Source organism: Streptomyces sp. NPDC050806 (assembly GCF_055586425.1).
This window is the reverse complement of record NZ_JBVJIF010000008.1, coordinates 391,346-407,509: the sequence shown is the minus strand read 5'-3', so window position 1 is coordinate 407,509 and position 16,164 is coordinate 391,346. Positions and strand designations below refer to the sequence as shown.

The window sequence follows — 16,164 nt, the reverse complement described above, 5'->3', positions numbered from 1 at the left end:
CCCTACGGGGTGCCGGCGGGCGGGTCGAGCGTGCGGAGCACCTCCGCCGTCCGCTCGTCCAGGGGGAAGAAGAGTTCGATGGCCAGCTCGGAGAGGGTGACGTCGTTGGGGGCTCCGATGACGGCCATGGTGCTGAACAGGGCCAGTTCGCCGTGCGGGGTACGGAAGCGCAGCGGGACGACGGCCTCCGAGGTGTGCGGGGCCGCGCCGCCCTCGGAGGACGCGACCGCCGCCTCCTCGGGGGCGTAGGCGCGCACCTCCTCGTAGAGCGCGCGCAGCCCGGGGTCGCCGGTGGCCTCGGCCTGGCGGTGCAGCCGCTCCAGGAAGTGGTCCCGCACCTCGGGCAGGTTGGTGCAGCGGGCGGCCAGCCCTTCGGGGTGCAGCGCCAGGCGGGCCACGTTGGCCGGGGACGCGAGCAGCTCCGGGGGCACGCCGTCGAAGAGGACGCCCATGGCGGGATTGCCGGTGACGACGTTCCAGCCGCGGTCGACGACCACGGCCGGATACGGGCGATGGGCTGCCAGCATCATGTCCAGGGCGCCGCGCACGGACCGCAGTCCCTCGTCGTCCAGCGCCCGCTCCCGGTAGGCGGGCGCGTAACCGGCCGCGAGCAGCAGCCCGTTGCGCTCCCGCAGCGGCACGTCGAGGTGGTCGGCGAGCCGCAGCACCATGGCGCGGCTGGGACGGGACCGACCGGTCTCCACACAGGACAGATGGCGGGCGGAACTACCGGCGAGCAGCGCCAGTTCCAGCTGGCTGAGCCGGCGGCGGCGCCGCCAGTCGCGCAGCATCGTGCCGACCCGCGGCCGGTCCGCCGAAGCGGCGGCCCGGCCGGACACGCCTGCCGCGTGGGTGAGTCGGGCGGTCATGCCGGTGAGCCTAGCGGGGCCGGTCGCGGCGTCCATGACCTCGGAGGTCATTGCCCGCCCCACCCGCCCCTTGCCACCGTTCGGTGCGTACGGACGGCCCGTACGCACCGCCGTAGGCCAAGGAGGCCCGCATGACCACCTCGGCCTCGCCCCGCACCGCTCCGGGCACCGCGAAGAACCCCGCCCGCGACGCGTCCTGGCTGCTGCGGACGGTGCTGCGGACCGACAGCGTCAGCACGGCCGCCTTCGCGGTACTGATGCTGGTGGAGAGCGCGCTGACCGCCACCCCGCTGGGCATGCCGCGCGAACCGGCGGTGGTCTCCGGGTGCGGCATGGTCTGCGGCGCCGTGGCCTTCTGGCTGCTCGCCCGGATGCCGGTGCTGCCGCCCCGCCTCGTGGCCGCCGCGATCGCGCTGAACGCCGTGTGCGGTGTCGCGTTCGCCGTCCTGGCCTGCACCGGCCTGGTCCCGCTGACCGGCTTCGGCCGGGTGTTCCTCGGTGCGGGCGCGCTGATCGTCGCGGTCTTCGCCGACCTGGAGTACCTGGGCCTGCGCCGCGTCCGCCGGTCGGCGCAGGCCCGGGTCCGTACCGCCTAAGAGGTTCCGGAGGCCCCCCGGCCGTTCCGGGAGAGCCGCAGCGTGAGGATCTGGAACGGCCGCAGTGCCAGGGCCACCCGCCCGCCGTCCGTCACGGTGTACGGGGGCGTGTCGGCGAGCGGCCGTTCCAGCAGGTCGGTGGCGTACGCGGCGGTGACGGGGAAGCCCGCCGTGAGCGTGGCTCCGGCCCGGCCGCCGGCCGCTTCGTAGAGCCGCACGACGAGGTCGCCGCCGCGGTCCTCGGCGAGCTTGACCGCCTCCACCACCACCGCGTCGTTGTCCACGCCCACCAGCGGCTCGACCGGCCGCGCGCCCCGCACCGCGCGCTCCGGCAGGTTGATCCGGTGCCCCTCGCGCACCGCGTCCAGCGTGCCGGCGCCGGGCGCCAGCGCGTACCGCAGCCGGTGCCGGCCCTGGTCGGTCTCGGGGTCCGGGTAGCGCGGGGCGCGCAGCAGGGACAGCCGGACCGTGGTGGTCTGGCCGCCGTCGCGGCGCACGTCACGCGTGACGTCGTGCCCGTACGTGGAGTCGTTGACCAGCGCCGCGCCCCAGCCGGGCTCCTCGACCTGGATCCAGCGGTGCGCGCAGATCTCGAACTTGGCCGCCTCCCAAGAGGTGTTGGTGTGGGTGGGCCGGTGGACGTGGCCGAACTGGGTCTCGGCGGCGGACCGGTCGGCCTTCACGTCCAGCGGGAAGGCGGCCTTGAGGATCTTCTCCCGCTCGTGCCAGTCGACATCGGCGGACAGGTCCAGGACCGCGGCACCGGCCCGCAGGGTGAGGGTCTGGGTGACCGTGGACTTCCCGAAGGCGCGCCGCACCTCGACGGTCGCCGCGTCCGGCCCGTCGGCGGCCAGCCGCAGCTCCTCGGCATCCGTCAGGTCGGTGACCCGGTGCCGGTAGAAGGCGTCGAGGTCCCAGGCGTCCCAGAAGTTGGGCAGGTCCGGGTGGAGCTGGAGGAGGTTCGCGGGCCGACCGGGCGCCAGGGTCTCGCGGCGGGCCCGCAGGTCGTACGCGGAGACCAGCAGCCCACTGCCGTCGATCTCGGCACGCAGCAGGCCGTTGGCGAGGACCCAGCCGCCGCCCGGCCGCTCCTCCGCGGTGACCCGCGCCTCGTGGGCCGTGGCCGCGCGGGCCGCGCCGCCGGCCGGTACGCCGCGCCGGGCGTGCGGCGCCGCGTTGAACACGATCTCCTCGTCACCGGAGCCCGCGAGCGCCCGCTGCGCGGCGTCGACGACGTCCCGCAGCTCGGCGTGGACCCGGGCGTAGGTCTCCCGGGCCTCGCGGTGCACCCAGGCGATGGACGAGCCGGGCAGGATGTCGTGGAACTGGTGGAGCAGCACCGTCTTCCACAGCCGCTCCAGCGCGTCGTACGGGTAGGCGTACCCCGGCACGCGTACCGCGGCGGTCGCCGCCCACAGTTCCGCCTCGCGCAGCAGCGACTCGCTGAAGCGGTTGCCCTGCTTGGTCTTCGCCTGCGAGGTGTAGGTGCCGCGGTGCAGCTCCAGGTACAGCTCGCCGACCCATACGGGGGCCGCGTCCGCGTACTCCTCGTGCGCCTTCTCGAAGAAGACGGCGGGACGTTCGACCACGACGCGGGGCGAGCCCTCCAGGTCGCGGCAGCGCTCGGCGCGCGCCAGCATCTCGCGGGTGGCGCCGCCCCCGCCGTCGCCGTGCCCGAAGGGTACGAGGGAGCGGGTGCCGCGGCCCTTCTCGCGGTAGTTGCGCGCCGCGTGCGCCAACTCGTCGCCGCTCAGCTCGGAGTTGTAGGTGTCCACGGGCGGGAAGTGGGTGAAGACGCGGGTGCCGTCGATGCCCTCCCACCAGAACGTGTGGTGCGGGAAGGCGTTGGTCCGGCTCCAGGAGATCTTCTGGGTGAGGAACCACCGGGCCCCGGCCAGCTTCACGAGCTGGGGCATGGCGGCGGTGTATCCGAAGGAGTCCGGCAGCCAGACCTCCTCGGTCTCGATCCCGAACTCCTCCAGGAAGAACCTTTTCCCGTACAGGAACTGCCGGGCCATGGCCTCCCCGCCGACCATGTTGGTGTCCGACTCGACCCACATCCCGCCGACCGGCACGAACTGCCCGGACGCGATCTTCTCCTTCACCCGGGCGAAGACCTCGGGCCGGTGTTCCTTGATCCAGGCGAGCTGCTGGGCCTGGGACATGGCGAACACGAAGTCCGGGTGGTCGTCCATGAGGGCCGTCATGTTGGCGCAGGTCCTGGCGACCTTGCGGACGGTCTCGCGCAGCGGCCACAGCCAGGCCGAGTCGATGTGGGCATGGCCGACGGCGCTGAGGCGGTGCGCCGACGCGCGGGCCGGTGCCGCGAGCGCGGCGGCCAGTTCGGCGCGGGCCCGCCCGGCGGTGCCCGGTACGTCGTCGGTGTCGAGGGTATCCAGGGCACGTTCGAGGGAGCGCAGGATCTCGTGACGGCGCGCGTCGTCCTCCGGGAGCTGCTCCATCAGCCCGGCCAGCACCTCCAGGTCCTGGATCAGCTCCCACACGGCCGGCTCGAAGACGGCCAGGTCCAGGCGGTTCAACTGGTAGAGCGGGGCGTCACCGGAGGTGAGCCGGTCACCTTCGTACGTGGGCCGCTGGACGTTGAGCACCGGATTGGCCGCGGCCTCGACGTACAGCTCGACCTCCTCGCCGCCGGCCACCCGGTCGCCGATCCGCACCCAGGCGTTGCGCGGGTTGAGCGCCTTCACCGCCTCGCCGTTCGCGCGGTACACCAGGCCCTCGCTCTGGAAACCGGGCATGTTCAGGTCGAAGCCGAGGTCCAGTACGGCCTCCACCGCGCGCCCCGCCCACTCCTCGGGCACCCGCCCGGTGAGCCGGAGCCAGCTGGTGCCCCAGGCCGGTCCCCACGCGTCACCGGCCGCGGCCGGCGCGTACGGCGCCGTCAGCCCCTCCGCGACCGGCACCGGCTCGCCCGGCGCGTCCCAGCGGCCCACCTCCAGCGGCACGGAGGCGCTGTACAGGGCGGGCCTGACGCGTTCGTCCAGTACGCGGCGGAGGCGGTGTTCCACGATGCTGCGGTCGTCGTGCATGCGGCGGCTCCGGTGGGAGGCGTGGGGCGGGCCCGGGGCGTACGGCCCTTCCTCCACCCTGCCCGGTGCGCGAGCCCCGGTATGCACGGCGCGCGCCACCCGCACCCGCGACACGCCCGGCGTCCGGCCGGTACCGATCGGTCCACGCCATTGACCCGTGCGGCGGGTTTCCACATTGCAACGGACCGCGGGACACGGTGGGGTCGCCCCTATGACAGCGCTCAAGGAACTGACACTGCTCGGCACGGTGCCCACCGCGATCGCCTCCGCGCTGGTGCTGACGGTCCCTCAAGGCCCCGCCGCGGCCAAGGCCGCCGGCGGCTGGACCCGGCCGATCACCGCGCCGTACTACATCTCCTCCTCGTACGGCGTGCGCGGCGACTGGGCGGCCGGCCACCACACGGGCGTGGACTTCGCCGTACCGACCGGCTCCCGGGTCCGCTCGGTCGGCCCCGGCACCGTGGTCCTGGCGCGGCGCTCCGGTGCGTATGGCAAGGCGGTCACCGTTCGCATGCGCGACGGTCACTACATCGCGTACGGCCACCTCTCCAAGATCTCGGTCCGGCCGGGGCGCTCGGTGGGCGCCGGCTCGCGGCTGGGCTCCAGCGGTGCGACCGGCCGGGCCAGCGGCCCGCACCTGCACTTCGAAGTGCGCAACGCGCGCGGCTACGGAAACGACGTCAACCCGCTCCGGTACCTCTCCCGGCGCGGCGTACACATGAAGTAGGACCGGACGGGCCGCTCTCCGACGCGGACCGGCCCCGGCCCCGGTACGGGTGGTGCACGCGTGCCGTCCGGGACCACCGGATTGGCCGGTCCCCGTCGGAGGGCCCCGCCGACGGCCGCCGACGGCGAATCGCACAACGTACTGCGCGCCGCCGACATTTTCGGGCCGCCACCCGAAAATCGGTATATCGAGCAGGACCCCACTCACCCCCTGCACTCAAATACATTTCACGTTCAGCTGCGCGACCGGGCAGTCGATCGGGGCATTTCCGGGGGCGGCCCGCCGTGCCCAGCGACCGCCGCGGCGCCGGGCAAGTCGGCGGACCGACCGGGTCTACGGAGCGGGCGGGGCCGGGATCTCGCGCCTGTGGGTGACGCCGCGCCACTCCGGACGGGCCCGCTCAGCATATTTACCCAAGGGATTTCTATTGCAGAAAAACATCAGCCGGTAGGCATTCTCGACGGCTGTAAAATCAAACTCGAATTACCCGAATGCCACGTTTCTCCGCGCCAATTTCTTCGTTGACGGAGTATGCCTGAGACAAGCATTCCGCGAATGCGGCGACTCGGTGCCTGGCAGCTGAGTTCAGCGGCCGCCGGACCGGCCGGCGCCGGTCAGAACGTGCACCTGGAGCGTGCCGGGCAGTGCGTGCGACTGGAGCACACCGGCGACCTGCTGGAGGTGCTGCTGTCGGCCCTCGACGGGATCGAGGCCGCCCTGGGACCGCGGGACCGCGCGGAACGCCCGCCAGGCATCAGACGGTAGGGGTCTCCCGCCGGTCCCGGCCGTCCTGCCGTCCGGGCCGCCCCGCCTCGGTCCCGGTCCCCATCGAACCCCACGAGAGCCGACGTGTACGACACTCCCCAGGTCCCCTACCCGAGCGGTTCCGGCTACCCGGACGGCCCCGGTTTCCCCGACGGTGCCGGCTTCCGCGACGGCCCCGGTTTCCGCGACGGCCCCGTCTTTCCGGAAGGCACCGGATACCAGGACGGCTCCGGACGGCACCGGCTGCCGCGCCAGACCGCCGACGAACTCGGCTCCGCTCCCGGCTTCGATCCCGGCTTCGCCGGCATGCCCCTCTTCCGGGACGACGTAGTGCTCGGCAGCACGGCCGACGGCTGGGACGCCGCCGTGGTGGAGGAGCTGGAGGGCGAGCTCGCGCAGCTCCTGGAGACGGCCGAACAGCCCGTGGTGGCACCGCAGCCCGTGCCGGCCCCTCAGCCCACCCCGGCCGTGCCGCCCACTCGGCACCGCAAGACGTCACTCCTCCGCAAGTGCGCCCGCAACTGGTCCTGGCGGCGGGCGCTGAGCATGGCGTCCGTGACGCTGACCGCCCTGATCGTCATCGCGGTGAGCATCCTGGGCGCGCTGGCGTCCTACCCCTCGCTCCGCGCCCTGGCCGGCGGCGTCGCCCCGCGCCACATCGCCGACCTGTGGCCGCTGCTCATCTACGGCCCCTGGATCGCGGCCACCCTCTCCATCCTGCGGGCCCGCGCCTACCGCCGCCGTACCGCGCAGTCCTGGCTCGTCGTCATCTTCTTCGCGGCCGTCGCCATGCTGCTGTGCATCGCCCACACCCCGACGACGCCGGCCGGCATCACCGTGGCCGGGCTGCCGCCGGTGACGGTCCTGCTCTGCTTCCACCAGCTCGTCCGCCAGCTGGACCTCTCCCCCGCACCCTCCGTCGTCGCCCGGCACGCCCAGAACGCCAAGGGCAACCACCGCCAGCGCACGGGGTCCTGACCGACCGCACGGGAGATCCTGACCGACCGCGCCGGGCCGGCCCCCTCCGGTCCGGCGCGTCGGTGCGTCCGGCCTCGGGACAGACCGCCCGTCGCCCCACCGACCGCCCCGCCGTGAGCCGCCCGTCCGCCGCACGACCGATTGCCCCAAGAACGACCAGAGCCCCTGCCGGTGTTCCCCGGCAGGGGCTCTGATGTCGGTGGACCTGAGGGGATTCGAACCCCTGACCCCCTCGTTGCGAACGAGGTGCGCTACCAGCTGCGCCACAGGCCCTTGCGACGAGTGAAACTCTAGCATCCCTCCGGCCGTGCTCGGAAATCGCTTCCCGCGCTGGTCAGGGACGGCGGCTCACTCGTTCGCCGCCCGCGGGCGGTCCAGCCCCTCGTCGGCCGGAGCGGCGTACTGGTCGAAGAGCGGAGTACGGCCGCGACGGCCGCCGGCCGGGCGCTCCCGGCCGGGCGCGTGACGCTGATCGGCGCCGGCGCCGCCCGCACCCGGCGCGCCGGGACCGGACGCCGGTCCGGCCGGGGCGCCGGCACCCGCGGCCGGTCCCGCGCCGCCCGCGGTGCTGGAGCGGGCGGAGCTCCAGGCGTCGTCGGCGCCGAGGTCGACGGGGCCGCCGGAGCGCGGCGCCACGGGAGCGGTGACGTACGTGGGCAGCGGCACCGGGACCGGGTCCCAGCCCGCACCGTCGCCGGCGCCCGTCGAGCGGTGCTGCTGCTCGGGCCGCTCGGCGGGGGCGCGGCGGCTCACGCTCGGCGCGGGCTCGGGGCCCGCCGGCTCAGGTACGGGGGCGGCCGGTGCGGCGGGGCTCTCCTCGCCGGCCGGCCGGAGCCCCGCCCGAGGAGGGCGGGCACGGCCCTCCCGGAGCCGTTGCGCGGCGACCTCCGCCTGCCGCTGGTCCATCGTGAAGGCGAACCGGCGGCGCTCCTGTACGCGGAGGTACACGATGTACGCGCTCAGCAGGACGGCCGGGACGGCGGGCGCCCACAGGTAGGTGATGCCGCCCACGCCGGCGACGACCGCGCCGACGGTGAAGACGAGGAAGAGCACCGTGATCGTGCGGCGGCGGCGCGCGAGCACCCGGGCCCGCTTCGTGCGCTCGGCGGACGAGGGGCGGTGCTGCGCCGGCGACGGGGGCTGGACGGTCGTGGGCGCCTCGCGCTCCTCGGGGGCGCGGGCGTCGGCGGGGTGCCCGCCGGGCGGGCGGTCCTCGTCCACGGGCGTGCTTGCGGACCGGACGCCGGCCTCTTCGGCCTGGACGTCCGGGTCCCGTTCCCCGCTCGCATCGTCGGCCGAGCGCCCTTCCTGCCCCTTGGCGTAACGGCGTTCCATCGCCGCCCGCCCGGACAGGAGCCGGATGGCGGTGCTGAAGCGCTCCGTGGGACGGGCCTCATTGAGCTCGTCCTGCCTACGGAGCCACATCGGCACCAAGTAGGCGGCCCAGGCCCCGACGATGACTGCGTAGATGAGGCCGCTGCTGCTCACGCCTCACACGGTAGAGGGGTTTGAGCGGGGCCATCCGCCAATTGAGCCGGTGTGTCGCACGATCTGGCTGATATCTCGAACTTTTTTTGTGATTGTTGCGATCAACGCACTGCGAATGTGTCGAATTGATGGATTAATTCGAACACATATTTCATTTGTGGGATGTCCCTGAGGTGCCGGGCTTCTCCCGGTGCCACCGCGCGAGCAGCCCGCCCGGTACTTCCTCGGCCGTGAGCGCGAAAACCAGGTGGTCGCGCCAGGCGCCGTCGATGTGCAGATAGCGGGGGCGCAGGCCCTCCTCGCGAAAGCCGAGCTTTTCCACTACCCGGCGACTGGGCACGTTCTCGGGGCGAATGCACACCTCGATGCGGTGCAGACCGACCGTCCGGAAGCAGTGGTCGACGGCGAGCGCGACCGCGGTGGGCATGACGCCGCGTCCCGCGACGCCTTCGTCGACCCAGTACCCGATATGGCCCGAACACATCGATCCCCACGTGATCCCGGCGACCGTCAGCTGACCGGCGAGCCGGCCCCGGTACTCCACGACGAACGGCAGCATGCGGCCCGCGTGCGCCTCCGCCCGCAAGTGCCGCACCATCTGACGGTAGGTCGGCCGCTGGACCGGCGGCGCTCCCGGCGGCGCGGGCGGGATGGTGGCCTCCCACGGGCGCAGCCAGTCGCGGTTGCGCCGGTTGACCTCGCGCCAGGCCCGCTGGTCGCGCAGCCTTATCGGGCGGAGGGCCGTGTCGCCGTCCGCCAGCTCCACCGGCCAGGGCGCGTTCAGTGCGTGCTCCCGGCCGGTCTCGGGTGGTCGCCCCCGCGGAGCTGTTCGACGGCGTGCACGAGGAGCCGTTCCAGTACGGCGAGGCCGTCCCGGACGCCGCCGGTGGAGCCGGGCAGGTTCACGATCAGGGTGCGGCCCGCGACGCCCGCCAGGCCCCGGGAGAGGGCCGCGGTGGGCACCTTGGCCAGCCCCTCGGCGCGGATCGCCTCGGCGATGCCGGGGACCTCGTGGTCGAGCACCCGGCGGGTGGCCTCCGGCGTCGCGTCGGTCGGCGAGATGCCGGTGCCGCCGGTGGTGATCACCACGTCGTGGCCGCCGGCCACCGCCTCGCGCAGCGCGGCCTCCACGGGGTCGCCGTCCGGGACCACCCGGGGACCCTCGACCTCGAAGCCCAGCGCGGTGAGCGCTTCGGCGATCAGCGGGCCGCCCTTGTCGGCGTAGACCCCGGCGGCGGCGCGGTTGGAGGCCGTCACGACCATGGCCCGGTAGCGCGACGGGCCTGCCGGGTCCGTGTGCGCGCTCACGCGCCCGCCTCCGTACGGCCGGCCGCGCCCTCGCGCGTCCAGAGGCCCGACTTGCCGCCGCTCTTCTCCTCCACCCGTACGTCGGTGATGACGGCGCCCTTGTCGACGGCCTTGACCATGTCGATCACCGTCAGCGCGGCGACCGTGACGGCGGTCAGCGCCTCCATCTCCACGCCGGTGCGGTCGGTGGTCTTCACCGTGGCCAGGATCTCCACCGCGTCGTCGGCCACCGAGAGGTCGACCTTCACACCGGAGACGGCGAGCGGGTGGCAGAGCGGGATCAGGTCGGGGGTGCGCTTGGCGCCCATGATGCCCGCGATGCGGGCCGTGGCGAGGGCGTCGCCCTTCGGGACACCCTCACCGCGCAGCAGTTCGACGACGCGCGGCGCGACGAGGACCCGGCCGCTGGCGCGGGCGACGCGCGCCGTGACGTCCTTCTCGGATACGTCGACCATGCGGGCCGCGCCCGCCGCGTCGATGTGGGTGAGGTGTTGCTGACCGCTGCTCATCGTTCTCCCGGTCCGGACCGTGCCGCGCCTGTGCGACGACACCGTACCCGCAGGGGGCGGCCGCCACCCCGGCAGCCGGGCGCTACGGGGACACGGCCGATCCGGACCGGTGCGCTAGCCGAGCAGGAGCACGTCCACCTCGTCGCCCGCGGCGACCTCCGTGACGTCCTCGGGGACCGCGATCAGGCAGTTGGCGTGCGCGAGCGCCTTGATGAGGTGCGAGCCCGCGCCGCCGACGGGGGTGACCGTGCCGGACACCGGGTCGTGGCGGCCGCGCAGGAACTGCCGCTTGCCCTTCGGGGAAGAGGTGATGTCCTCGGTGCACCGGACCCGCTCGGTGAAGCGGTGCACGTCCTGCAGGCCCATCAGGGTGCGGATGGCGGGGCGCACGAACAGTTCGAAGGACACGTAGGAGCTGACCGGATTGCCGGGGAGCGCCAGCAGCGGGGTGCGGTCGGGGCCGATGAGCCCAAAGCCCTGCGGCTTGCCCGGCTGCATGGCGAGCCGCCGGAACTCCACGCTGCCCTCCTCGCCGGAGAGGTCCGCCAGCGTCTCCTTGACCACGTCGTACGCGCCGACGCTGACGCCGCCGCTGGTGACGACGATGTCGGCGCGGATGAGCTGGTCCTCGATGGCGGCGCGCAGCGTCTCGGCGTCGTCGGCGACCGCGCCGACCCGGTACGCGATGGCACCGGCGTCCCGGGCGGCCGCGGTCAGCGCGAAGCTGTTCGAATCGTGGATCTGGCCGGGACCGAGCGGCTCGCCGGGCTGGACCAGCTCGCTGCCGGTGCCCATGACCACGACGCGGGGGCGCGGCCGTACCTTGACGGTGCCGCGGCCGATGGCGGCGAGCAGGGCGATCTGCGGCGGCCCGAGGACCGTGCCGGCGGCGAGCGCGGGCTCGCCCGCGGTGACGTCGCTGCCCCGGGCGCGCACATGGGCGCGCGCCTCCACGGGGCGGTGCACCCGGACCTCGCCGCTCGCGCCCGCGGGGTCGGCGCTGTGGGCGCGCATCGTGGCGGCGGGGCCGCCGCCCGTGCCGCCGTCGGTCCACTCCACGGGGACGACGGCCTCGGCCCCCGGGGGCAGCGGGGCGCCGGTCATGATGCGGGCGGCCTCGCCGGGCCCGACGGTGGGCAGGTCGCCGCTGCCTGCCGCTACGTCACCGACGACGGTGAGCGCGGCGGGGAACTCCTCGGTCGCCCCCGCGACGTCGGCGACGCGCACCGCGTAACCGTCCATGGAGCTGTTGTCGAAGGGCGGCAGCGCGACGGGCACGGTGACGTCCTCGACCAGGACGCAGCCCTGGGCGTCCAGCAGCTGGAGCTCGATCGGCTCCAGCGGGCGGATCTTGGAGAGGACGTCGTCCATGTGGTCGGCCACCGACCAGACGCGGTCGTGGTGGCTGGTCCGGTCGGTGGTGCCGCTCCCGCTCAAAGCCCTACATCTCCTCGGTGACGTAACTGCGCAGCCAGGCCTTGAAGTCCGGGCCCAGGTCCTCACGTTCGCATGCCAGTCTGACAATGGCACGCAGGTAGTCGCCACGGTCACCGGTGTCATAGCGGCGTCCCTTGAAGACGACGCCGTGCACGGGGCCGCCGATCGAGGGGTCGGCGGCGAGCGCCTGAAGGGCGTCGGTCAGCTGGATCTCTCCGCCGCGGCCCGGCTCGGTCTTGCGCAGCACCTCGAAGACGGCGGGGTCGAGCACGTAGCGGCCGATGATGGCGAGGTTGCTGGGCGCGTCGGCCGGGTCCGGCTTCTCGACCAGGTCGGAGACGGTGACGACGTCGTCCTCGCCGGTGGGCGTCGCGGCCGCGCATCCGTAGAGGCCGATCTGGGCGGGGTCGACCTCCATGAGGGCGATGACGGAACCGCCGTGCTCCTCCTGGACCTGGACCATGCGCTGCAGCAGCGGGTCCCGGGGGTCGATCAGGTCGTCGCCCAGGAGGACGGCGAAGGGCTGGTCGCCCACGTGCGGCGCGGCGCACAGCACCGCGTGGCCCAGACCGCGCGGGTCGCCCTGGCGCACGTAGTGCATCGTCGCCAGGTCGCTGGACTCCTGTACGCGGGCGAGCCGCGACTGGTCGCCCTTGCGGCTCAGCGCCTCTTCGAGCTCGTAGTTGCGGTCGAAGTGGTCCTCCAGCGGGCGCTTGTTGCGGCCGGTGACCATCAGGACGTCGGAGAGCCCCGCGGTGACGGCTTCCTCCACCACGTACTGGATGGCTGGCTTGTCGACGACCGGCAGCATTTCCTTCGGGGTCGCCTTGGTGGCGGGCAGGAAGCGGGTGCCGAGACCGGCCGCCGGGATGACAGCCTTACGGATCCGAGTACGCGATTCAGTCATGCGCCACACGATAACCGGAGCTATGTGACGCTTCATGATGGTCCGGTAAAAAGCGCATGAGAGTGGAGCAAGGGCGCACAGTGACCACGAATGACGCTAGAAAGCGCGCGTTGCGACAAGACCTCATCGAGGTGAGGAACTCGTTTCCTAGGGATGACGTGTCGGCGACCGGATCGGTTCTGTCCGAGCGGGCACTGCAGCTCGACGAGTTGGCGGAGGCCCGGACGGTCGCGGCGTACGTGTCCGTCGGCCGGGAGCCGTCCACCCGCGCGCTGCTCGACCGGCTGCGGGAGACCGGCGTGCGCGTGCTGCTGCCGGTCCTGCTGCCCGACAACGACCTGGACTGGGCGGCGTACGAGGGCCCTGAGCGGCTCGTGAAGGCCGGACGGGGGCTGCTGGAGCCGGCGGGGCCCCGGCTCGGCCCGGAGGCCGTCACGGAGGCGGAGGCGGTGCTTCTGCCCGGTCTCGCGGTGGACCGGCGGGGGCTGCGTCTCGGCCGCGGGGGCGGCAGTTACGACCGGGTGCTGGCCCGGCTGGAACGCGCCGGTGCCACGCCGGCGCTGGTGGTGCTGCTGTACGACGGCGAGGTGCTGGCGGAGGTGCCGGCCGAGGCGCACGACCGGCCGGTACAGGCGGCGGTGACGCCGTCGGGGGTGCACCGCTTCACGGCGGCGCCCGCGGAGGGCCGGAACCACGGCCACTGAGGTCCGGAACGACGCCCGCCGGGCCGCCCCGATGTTCTCGGGACGGCCCGGCGGCCGGTTTCGTACGGCCGGCGCGGCACGCCGGCGGCGGCGTCACGGGGACAGCGTCAGCGTGTCCTTCGCCGCTGCCTTGACGGCCTTCTCGGAGAAGGCCCAGGGCAGCAGTTCGCCCTTGACCCACTTGCCGGTCTGGTCGTCGTAGTGGGCGTTGTACGCGTGCCCCGAGGCGCCGGTGAGGTTGATCCACCGCGACTTGTCGAGGTCGGAGAGGTTGACGACCATCCGCATCGAGGGCACCCAGACGACCTGGTAGCCGCCGGCCGCGTTCCAGCCGGTGGCGTCCACGGCCGCCTCGCCGCCGCCGAGGTTCCAGGGACCGCGGTTGAACAGACCCTGCAGCATGCCGGGACCGTCCGTACCGAGGGTCTGGTTCTTCAGCGTCAGCTGGTGCAGGCGGCCCCAGCTCCAGGTGTTGATGTTCTTGCCGAGCTTCGCGGTCAGCTCGTAACGCGCGTCCTGCATGGCGTGCGCGAGGAGCTGGTCGCGGTTCTTGTCACCGGGGCGGCCGGGCCGGTCCTCGGTCTTCCACCAGTCGTTCTCCGGGTCGTTGAGGATCTTCCGTACGACCTCGAACCAGCGGTCGCCGCCGTCGGGCTGGGCGGAGTCCTTGGCGCGCTCACCGCATTCGCGGACCCACTTCTGCAGGTCGTCGGCCGGGCCGGTGGAGTTCGCCGGGTGGACCGTCAGGCACTGGCCGTCGACACGCAGCTCCTTGGGCATCTTGTCGCCGAAGGCCAACTTGAGGGTGTTGCGCCAGACCGCGTTGAAGTACGCGGCCGCCGCCGAGTCGGACTCCTGGGTGTAGTTCCAGCCCTCCAGGAGCTGCTGCGCCTCGCGGACGTACTTGTCCTTGACGTCGAGCTTCAGCAGGTACGGCGTGAGCAGTTCGGCGATCTCGCTGCTGTTGTCCAGCTGCATGGTCTGCATGTCGTGCGTGGAGATCTTGCCGCCGTCCTTGATCTTCGACTTGATCAGGTCGTCGATCCGCTGGCTGCGCGCCCCGTAGCCCCAGTCCCTGGTGAGCAGGTACGGGTACTTGTCCTGGTCGATCACGGCCTGGTTGGCGGTGACGATGTAGCCGCTCTTGGGGTTGAGCTCCCAGGGCAGCGCGGACTGCGGGATGTAGCCGTCCCACTTGTAGGCGGGGTCCCAGCCCGGCGCGGGCAGCGAGCCGTCGCCCTTGCCGCGCACGGGGATGCGGCCCGGCGCCTGGTAGCCGATGTTGCCCTTGGTGTCGGCGTAGATCAGGTTCTGGGACGGCACCTCGAAGTTGCGCGCCGCCTTGCGGAACCCGTTCCAGTCCGACGCCCGGTTCATCTCGAACACGGCGTCCATGGAGCGGCCGGGACTGAGCGCGGTCCACTTCAGGGAGATGGCGTAGCCGTCGCCGCGGTCGGGCGCGGAGTTGCCCACCGGGGCATCCTTGCCGACCTTGGCCAGCTCGTCGTCGCGGTCGGAGACCACGGGCCCGTTGTTGGTCGACCGCACGGTGATCGTCCGGTCGGAGCCGCCGGCGACCTTGATGGTCTCCTTGCGGGTCGTGAAGGGCACCTCACGGTCGTCGTAGAGGTAGCCGTTCTCGCTGACCTTCTCCAGGTACAGGTCGGAGACGTCGGCCCCGAGGTTGGTCATGCCCCAGGAGATGTCCTGGTTGTGACCGATGACCACGCCCGGCATGCCGGAGAACGTGAAGCCGGAGACGTCGTAGTTGCAGTTCGGACTCTGTGATCGGCAGTGCAGGCCCATCTGGTACCAGAGCGAGGGCATCTGGGGCGCCAGGTGCGGGTCGTTGGCCAGCAGTGGCTTGCCGGTGGTGGTGTGCTTGCCGGAGACCACCCAGGAGTTGGACCCGATGCCGTTGCCGTTCGGGCCGAGCAGCGCGGGCACGTCGTCGAGCGTCTTCGAGAGCGAGGAGAGCCGGCTCTGAAGGGCCCCGGCGGCGCCGGCCGCGGACTGGGTGCCGCTCGCGGTGGCCTCGGGGTCGAACTCCTTGGTCGCCGGGTCGACGGCGCCGCCCTGCACGATCGGCTTGTTGCGGTCGTACGGGTACGACGGGTAGAGCTCGGCGATCTGCTTCTGGGAGAAGCGGCTCGTCATCAGGGACCGGTCGATCTCTTCCTGCATGTTGCCGCGCAGGTCCCAGGCCATGGCCTTGAGCCAGGCCACCGAGTCGGCCGGCTTCCACTTGCCGGGCTTGTAGTCGTTCTGCAGGCCGAGCGCCGCGTATTCGAGGGAGAGCGCCGAGCCCTCGTGGTCCTCCAGGTAGGCGTTGACTCCTGCGGAGTAGGCGTCGAGGTACTTCTTCGTGCTGTCCGACAGCTTGGTGTCGTACTCCTTCTGCGCGGTCTCGTGCCAGCCGAGGGTGCGCAGGAACGAGTCGGTCTTCACCTGGCTCTTGCCGAACATCTCGGAGAGGCGGCCGGACGTCATGTGGCGCCGCACGTCCATCTCCCAGAAGCGGTCCTGGGCCTGGACGTAGCCCTGGGCGCGGAAGAGGTCCTCATCGGTGTCGGCGTAGATCTGCGGGATGCCGTTGCCGTCCCGCATGACGTCCACCGGGCTGGAGAGGCCCGGCATCTTCAGGGACCCGGTGGTCTCCGGATAGGAGGCGCGGACGGTGCTCACGCCCCAGAACGTCCCGTAGCCGACGCCCGCCACGAGCAGAAGCACGACCAAGATGACGACGAGGCGGGCGCGCCGCCCCTTTTTCTTCGGAGCGGGGCCGGACTTGTTGGCGGGCATCTCTGTCCTTCGAGGGGCAGGGTG

14 protein-coding genes and 1 tRNA gene are annotated in these 16,164 nt (G+C 72.7%); 5 read left to right on the top strand and 10 right to left on the bottom strand.

Annotation, left to right across the window (positions count from 1 at the left end):
* Positions 1-2: 2 nt before the first annotated feature.
* On the bottom strand, positions 3-869 hold the full coding sequence (locus ACZ6WH_RS26650) for a helix-turn-helix domain-containing protein (protein ID WP_469731204.1): 867 nt from the start codon (positions 867-869) through the stop codon (positions 3-5).
* A 131-nt stretch (positions 870-1,000) separates the two neighbouring features.
* Between ACZ6WH_RS26650 and ACZ6WH_RS26645 the strand changes: the two genes are divergently transcribed.
* On the top strand, positions 1,001-1,465 hold the full coding sequence (locus tag ACZ6WH_RS26645) for a hypothetical protein (protein ID WP_469731203.1): 465 nt from the start codon (positions 1,001-1,003) through the stop codon (positions 1,463-1,465).
* On the opposite strand, the gene ACZ6WH_RS26640 is transcribed toward ACZ6WH_RS26645, so the two are convergent.
* Positions 1,462-4,515, bottom strand: coding sequence for an alpha-mannosidase (locus ACZ6WH_RS26640; RefSeq protein WP_469731202.1), 3,054 nt, complete (start codon positions 4,513-4,515; stop codon positions 1,462-1,464). The two genes, ACZ6WH_RS26645 and ACZ6WH_RS26640, sit on opposite strands and share 4 nt — an antisense overlap.
* 211 nt (positions 4,516-4,726) lie before the next feature.
* On the opposite strand from ACZ6WH_RS26640, the gene ACZ6WH_RS26635 reads away from it, so the two are divergent.
* From ACZ6WH_RS26635 to ACZ6WH_RS26625, 3 genes are all read left to right on the top strand, one after another.
* On the top strand, positions 4,727-5,242 hold the full coding sequence (locus ACZ6WH_RS26635; RefSeq protein ID WP_469731200.1) for a M23 family metallopeptidase: 516 nt from the start codon (positions 4,727-4,729) through the stop codon (positions 5,240-5,242).
* A gap of 555 nt (positions 5,243-5,797) precedes the next feature.
* Positions 5,798-6,007 (top strand): hypothetical protein, encoded by a 210-nt coding sequence (locus ACZ6WH_RS26630; RefSeq protein ID WP_432855596.1) that lies wholly within the window; start codon positions 5,798-5,800, stop codon positions 6,005-6,007.
* An 84-nt stretch (positions 6,008-6,091) separates the two neighbouring features.
* Positions 6,092-6,985: a DUF2637 domain-containing protein gene (locus ACZ6WH_RS26625; RefSeq protein ID WP_469731198.1), complete on the top strand. Its 894-nt coding sequence runs from the start codon at positions 6,092-6,094 to the stop codon at positions 6,983-6,985.
* A gap of 200 nt (positions 6,986-7,185) precedes the next feature.
* Here the strand turns inward: ACZ6WH_RS26625 and ACZ6WH_RS26620 are convergent.
* From ACZ6WH_RS26620 to galU, 7 genes are all read right to left on the bottom strand, one after another.
* A tRNA-Ala gene (locus ACZ6WH_RS26620) sits at positions 7,186-7,258 on the bottom strand.
* Positions 7,259-7,333: 75 nt separating this feature from the next.
* Positions 7,334-8,473: a divisome protein SepX/GlpR gene (gene sepX / locus ACZ6WH_RS26615; protein WP_469731197.1), complete on the bottom strand. Its 1,140-nt coding sequence runs from the start codon at positions 8,471-8,473 to the stop codon at positions 7,334-7,336.
* A gap of 151 nt (positions 8,474-8,624) precedes the next feature.
* Positions 8,625-9,257 carry a GNAT family N-acetyltransferase gene (locus ACZ6WH_RS26610; RefSeq protein ID WP_361558848.1) on the bottom strand — a complete coding sequence of 211 codons (633 nt, stop codon included), beginning with the start codon at positions 9,255-9,257 and terminating at the stop codon, positions 8,625-8,627.
* Positions 9,254-9,736 carry a MogA/MoaB family molybdenum cofactor biosynthesis protein gene (locus ACZ6WH_RS26605; protein WP_432864428.1) on the bottom strand — a complete coding sequence of 161 codons (483 nt, stop codon included), beginning with the start codon at positions 9,734-9,736 and terminating at the stop codon, positions 9,254-9,256. Before ACZ6WH_RS26605 ends, ACZ6WH_RS26610 begins: the two co-directional genes overlap by 4 nt.
* A gap of 41 nt (positions 9,737-9,777) precedes the next feature.
* Complete coding sequence (gene moaC / locus ACZ6WH_RS26600; protein ID WP_432855604.1) at positions 9,778-10,290, bottom strand: cyclic pyranopterin monophosphate synthase MoaC; 513 nt, start codon at positions 10,288-10,290, stop codon at positions 9,778-9,780.
* A gap of 114 nt (positions 10,291-10,404) precedes the next feature.
* Positions 10,405-11,727, bottom strand: coding sequence for a molybdotransferase-like divisome protein Glp (gene glp, locus ACZ6WH_RS26595; protein WP_432855607.1), 1,323 nt, complete (start codon positions 11,725-11,727; stop codon positions 10,405-10,407).
* A 4-nt stretch (positions 11,728-11,731) separates the two neighbouring features.
* Positions 11,732-12,634, bottom strand: coding sequence for a UTP--glucose-1-phosphate uridylyltransferase GalU (gene galU, locus ACZ6WH_RS26590; RefSeq protein WP_432855610.1), 903 nt, complete (start codon positions 12,632-12,634; stop codon positions 11,732-11,734).
* 56 nt (positions 12,635-12,690) lie between these two features.
* Here galU and ACZ6WH_RS26585 point away from each other — a divergent pair, with 56 nt between their 5' ends.
* Positions 12,691-13,338 carry a 5-formyltetrahydrofolate cyclo-ligase gene (locus tag ACZ6WH_RS26585; RefSeq protein WP_469731194.1) on the top strand — a complete coding sequence of 216 codons (648 nt, stop codon included), beginning with the start codon at positions 12,691-12,693 and terminating at the stop codon, positions 13,336-13,338.
* A gap of 93 nt (positions 13,339-13,431) precedes the next feature.
* Here the strand turns inward: ACZ6WH_RS26585 and ACZ6WH_RS26580 are convergent, their stop codons facing one another.
* The gene (locus tag ACZ6WH_RS26580) at positions 13,432-16,140 is read right to left on the bottom strand and encodes a penicillin acylase family protein (protein WP_469731192.1); all 2,709 of its coding nucleotides are present in this window, start codon (positions 16,138-16,140) and stop codon (positions 13,432-13,434) included.
* Between the last annotated feature and the right edge of the window lie 24 nt (positions 16,141-16,164).

Coding starts and splice junctions, on each gene's coding strand:
- galU (WP_432855610.1), bottom strand. CDS start 12,634: ATGACTGAATCGCGTACTCGGATCCGTAAGGCTGTCATCCCGGCGGCC.
- moaC (WP_432855604.1), bottom strand. CDS start 10,290: ATGAGCAGCGGTCAGCAACACCTCACCCACATCGACGCGGCGGGCGCG.
- ACZ6WH_RS26630 (WP_432855596.1), top strand. CDS start 5,798: ATGCGGCGACTCGGTGCCTGGCAGCTGAGTTCAGCGGCCGCCGGACCG.
- ACZ6WH_RS26650 (WP_469731204.1), bottom strand. CDS start 869: ATGACCGCCCGACTCACCCACGCGGCAGGCGTGTCCGGCCGGGCCGCC.
- ACZ6WH_RS26635 (WP_469731200.1), top strand. CDS start 4,727: ATGACAGCGCTCAAGGAACTGACACTGCTCGGCACGGTGCCCACCGCG.
- ACZ6WH_RS26645 (WP_469731203.1), top strand. CDS start 1,001: ATGACCACCTCGGCCTCGCCCCGCACCGCTCCGGGCACCGCGAAGAAC.
- ACZ6WH_RS26640 (WP_469731202.1), bottom strand. CDS start 4,515: ATGCACGACGACCGCAGCATCGTGGAACACCGCCTCCGCCGCGTACTG.
- ACZ6WH_RS26580 (WP_469731192.1), bottom strand. CDS start 16,140: ATGCCCGCCAACAAGTCCGGCCCCGCTCCGAAGAAAAAGGGGCGGCGC.
- ACZ6WH_RS26585 (WP_469731194.1), top strand. CDS start 12,691: ATGAGAGTGGAGCAAGGGCGCACAGTGACCACGAATGACGCTAGAAAG.
- ACZ6WH_RS26605 (WP_432864428.1), bottom strand. CDS start 9,736: ATGGTCGTGACGGCCTCCAACCGCGCCGCCGCCGGGGTCTACGCCGAC.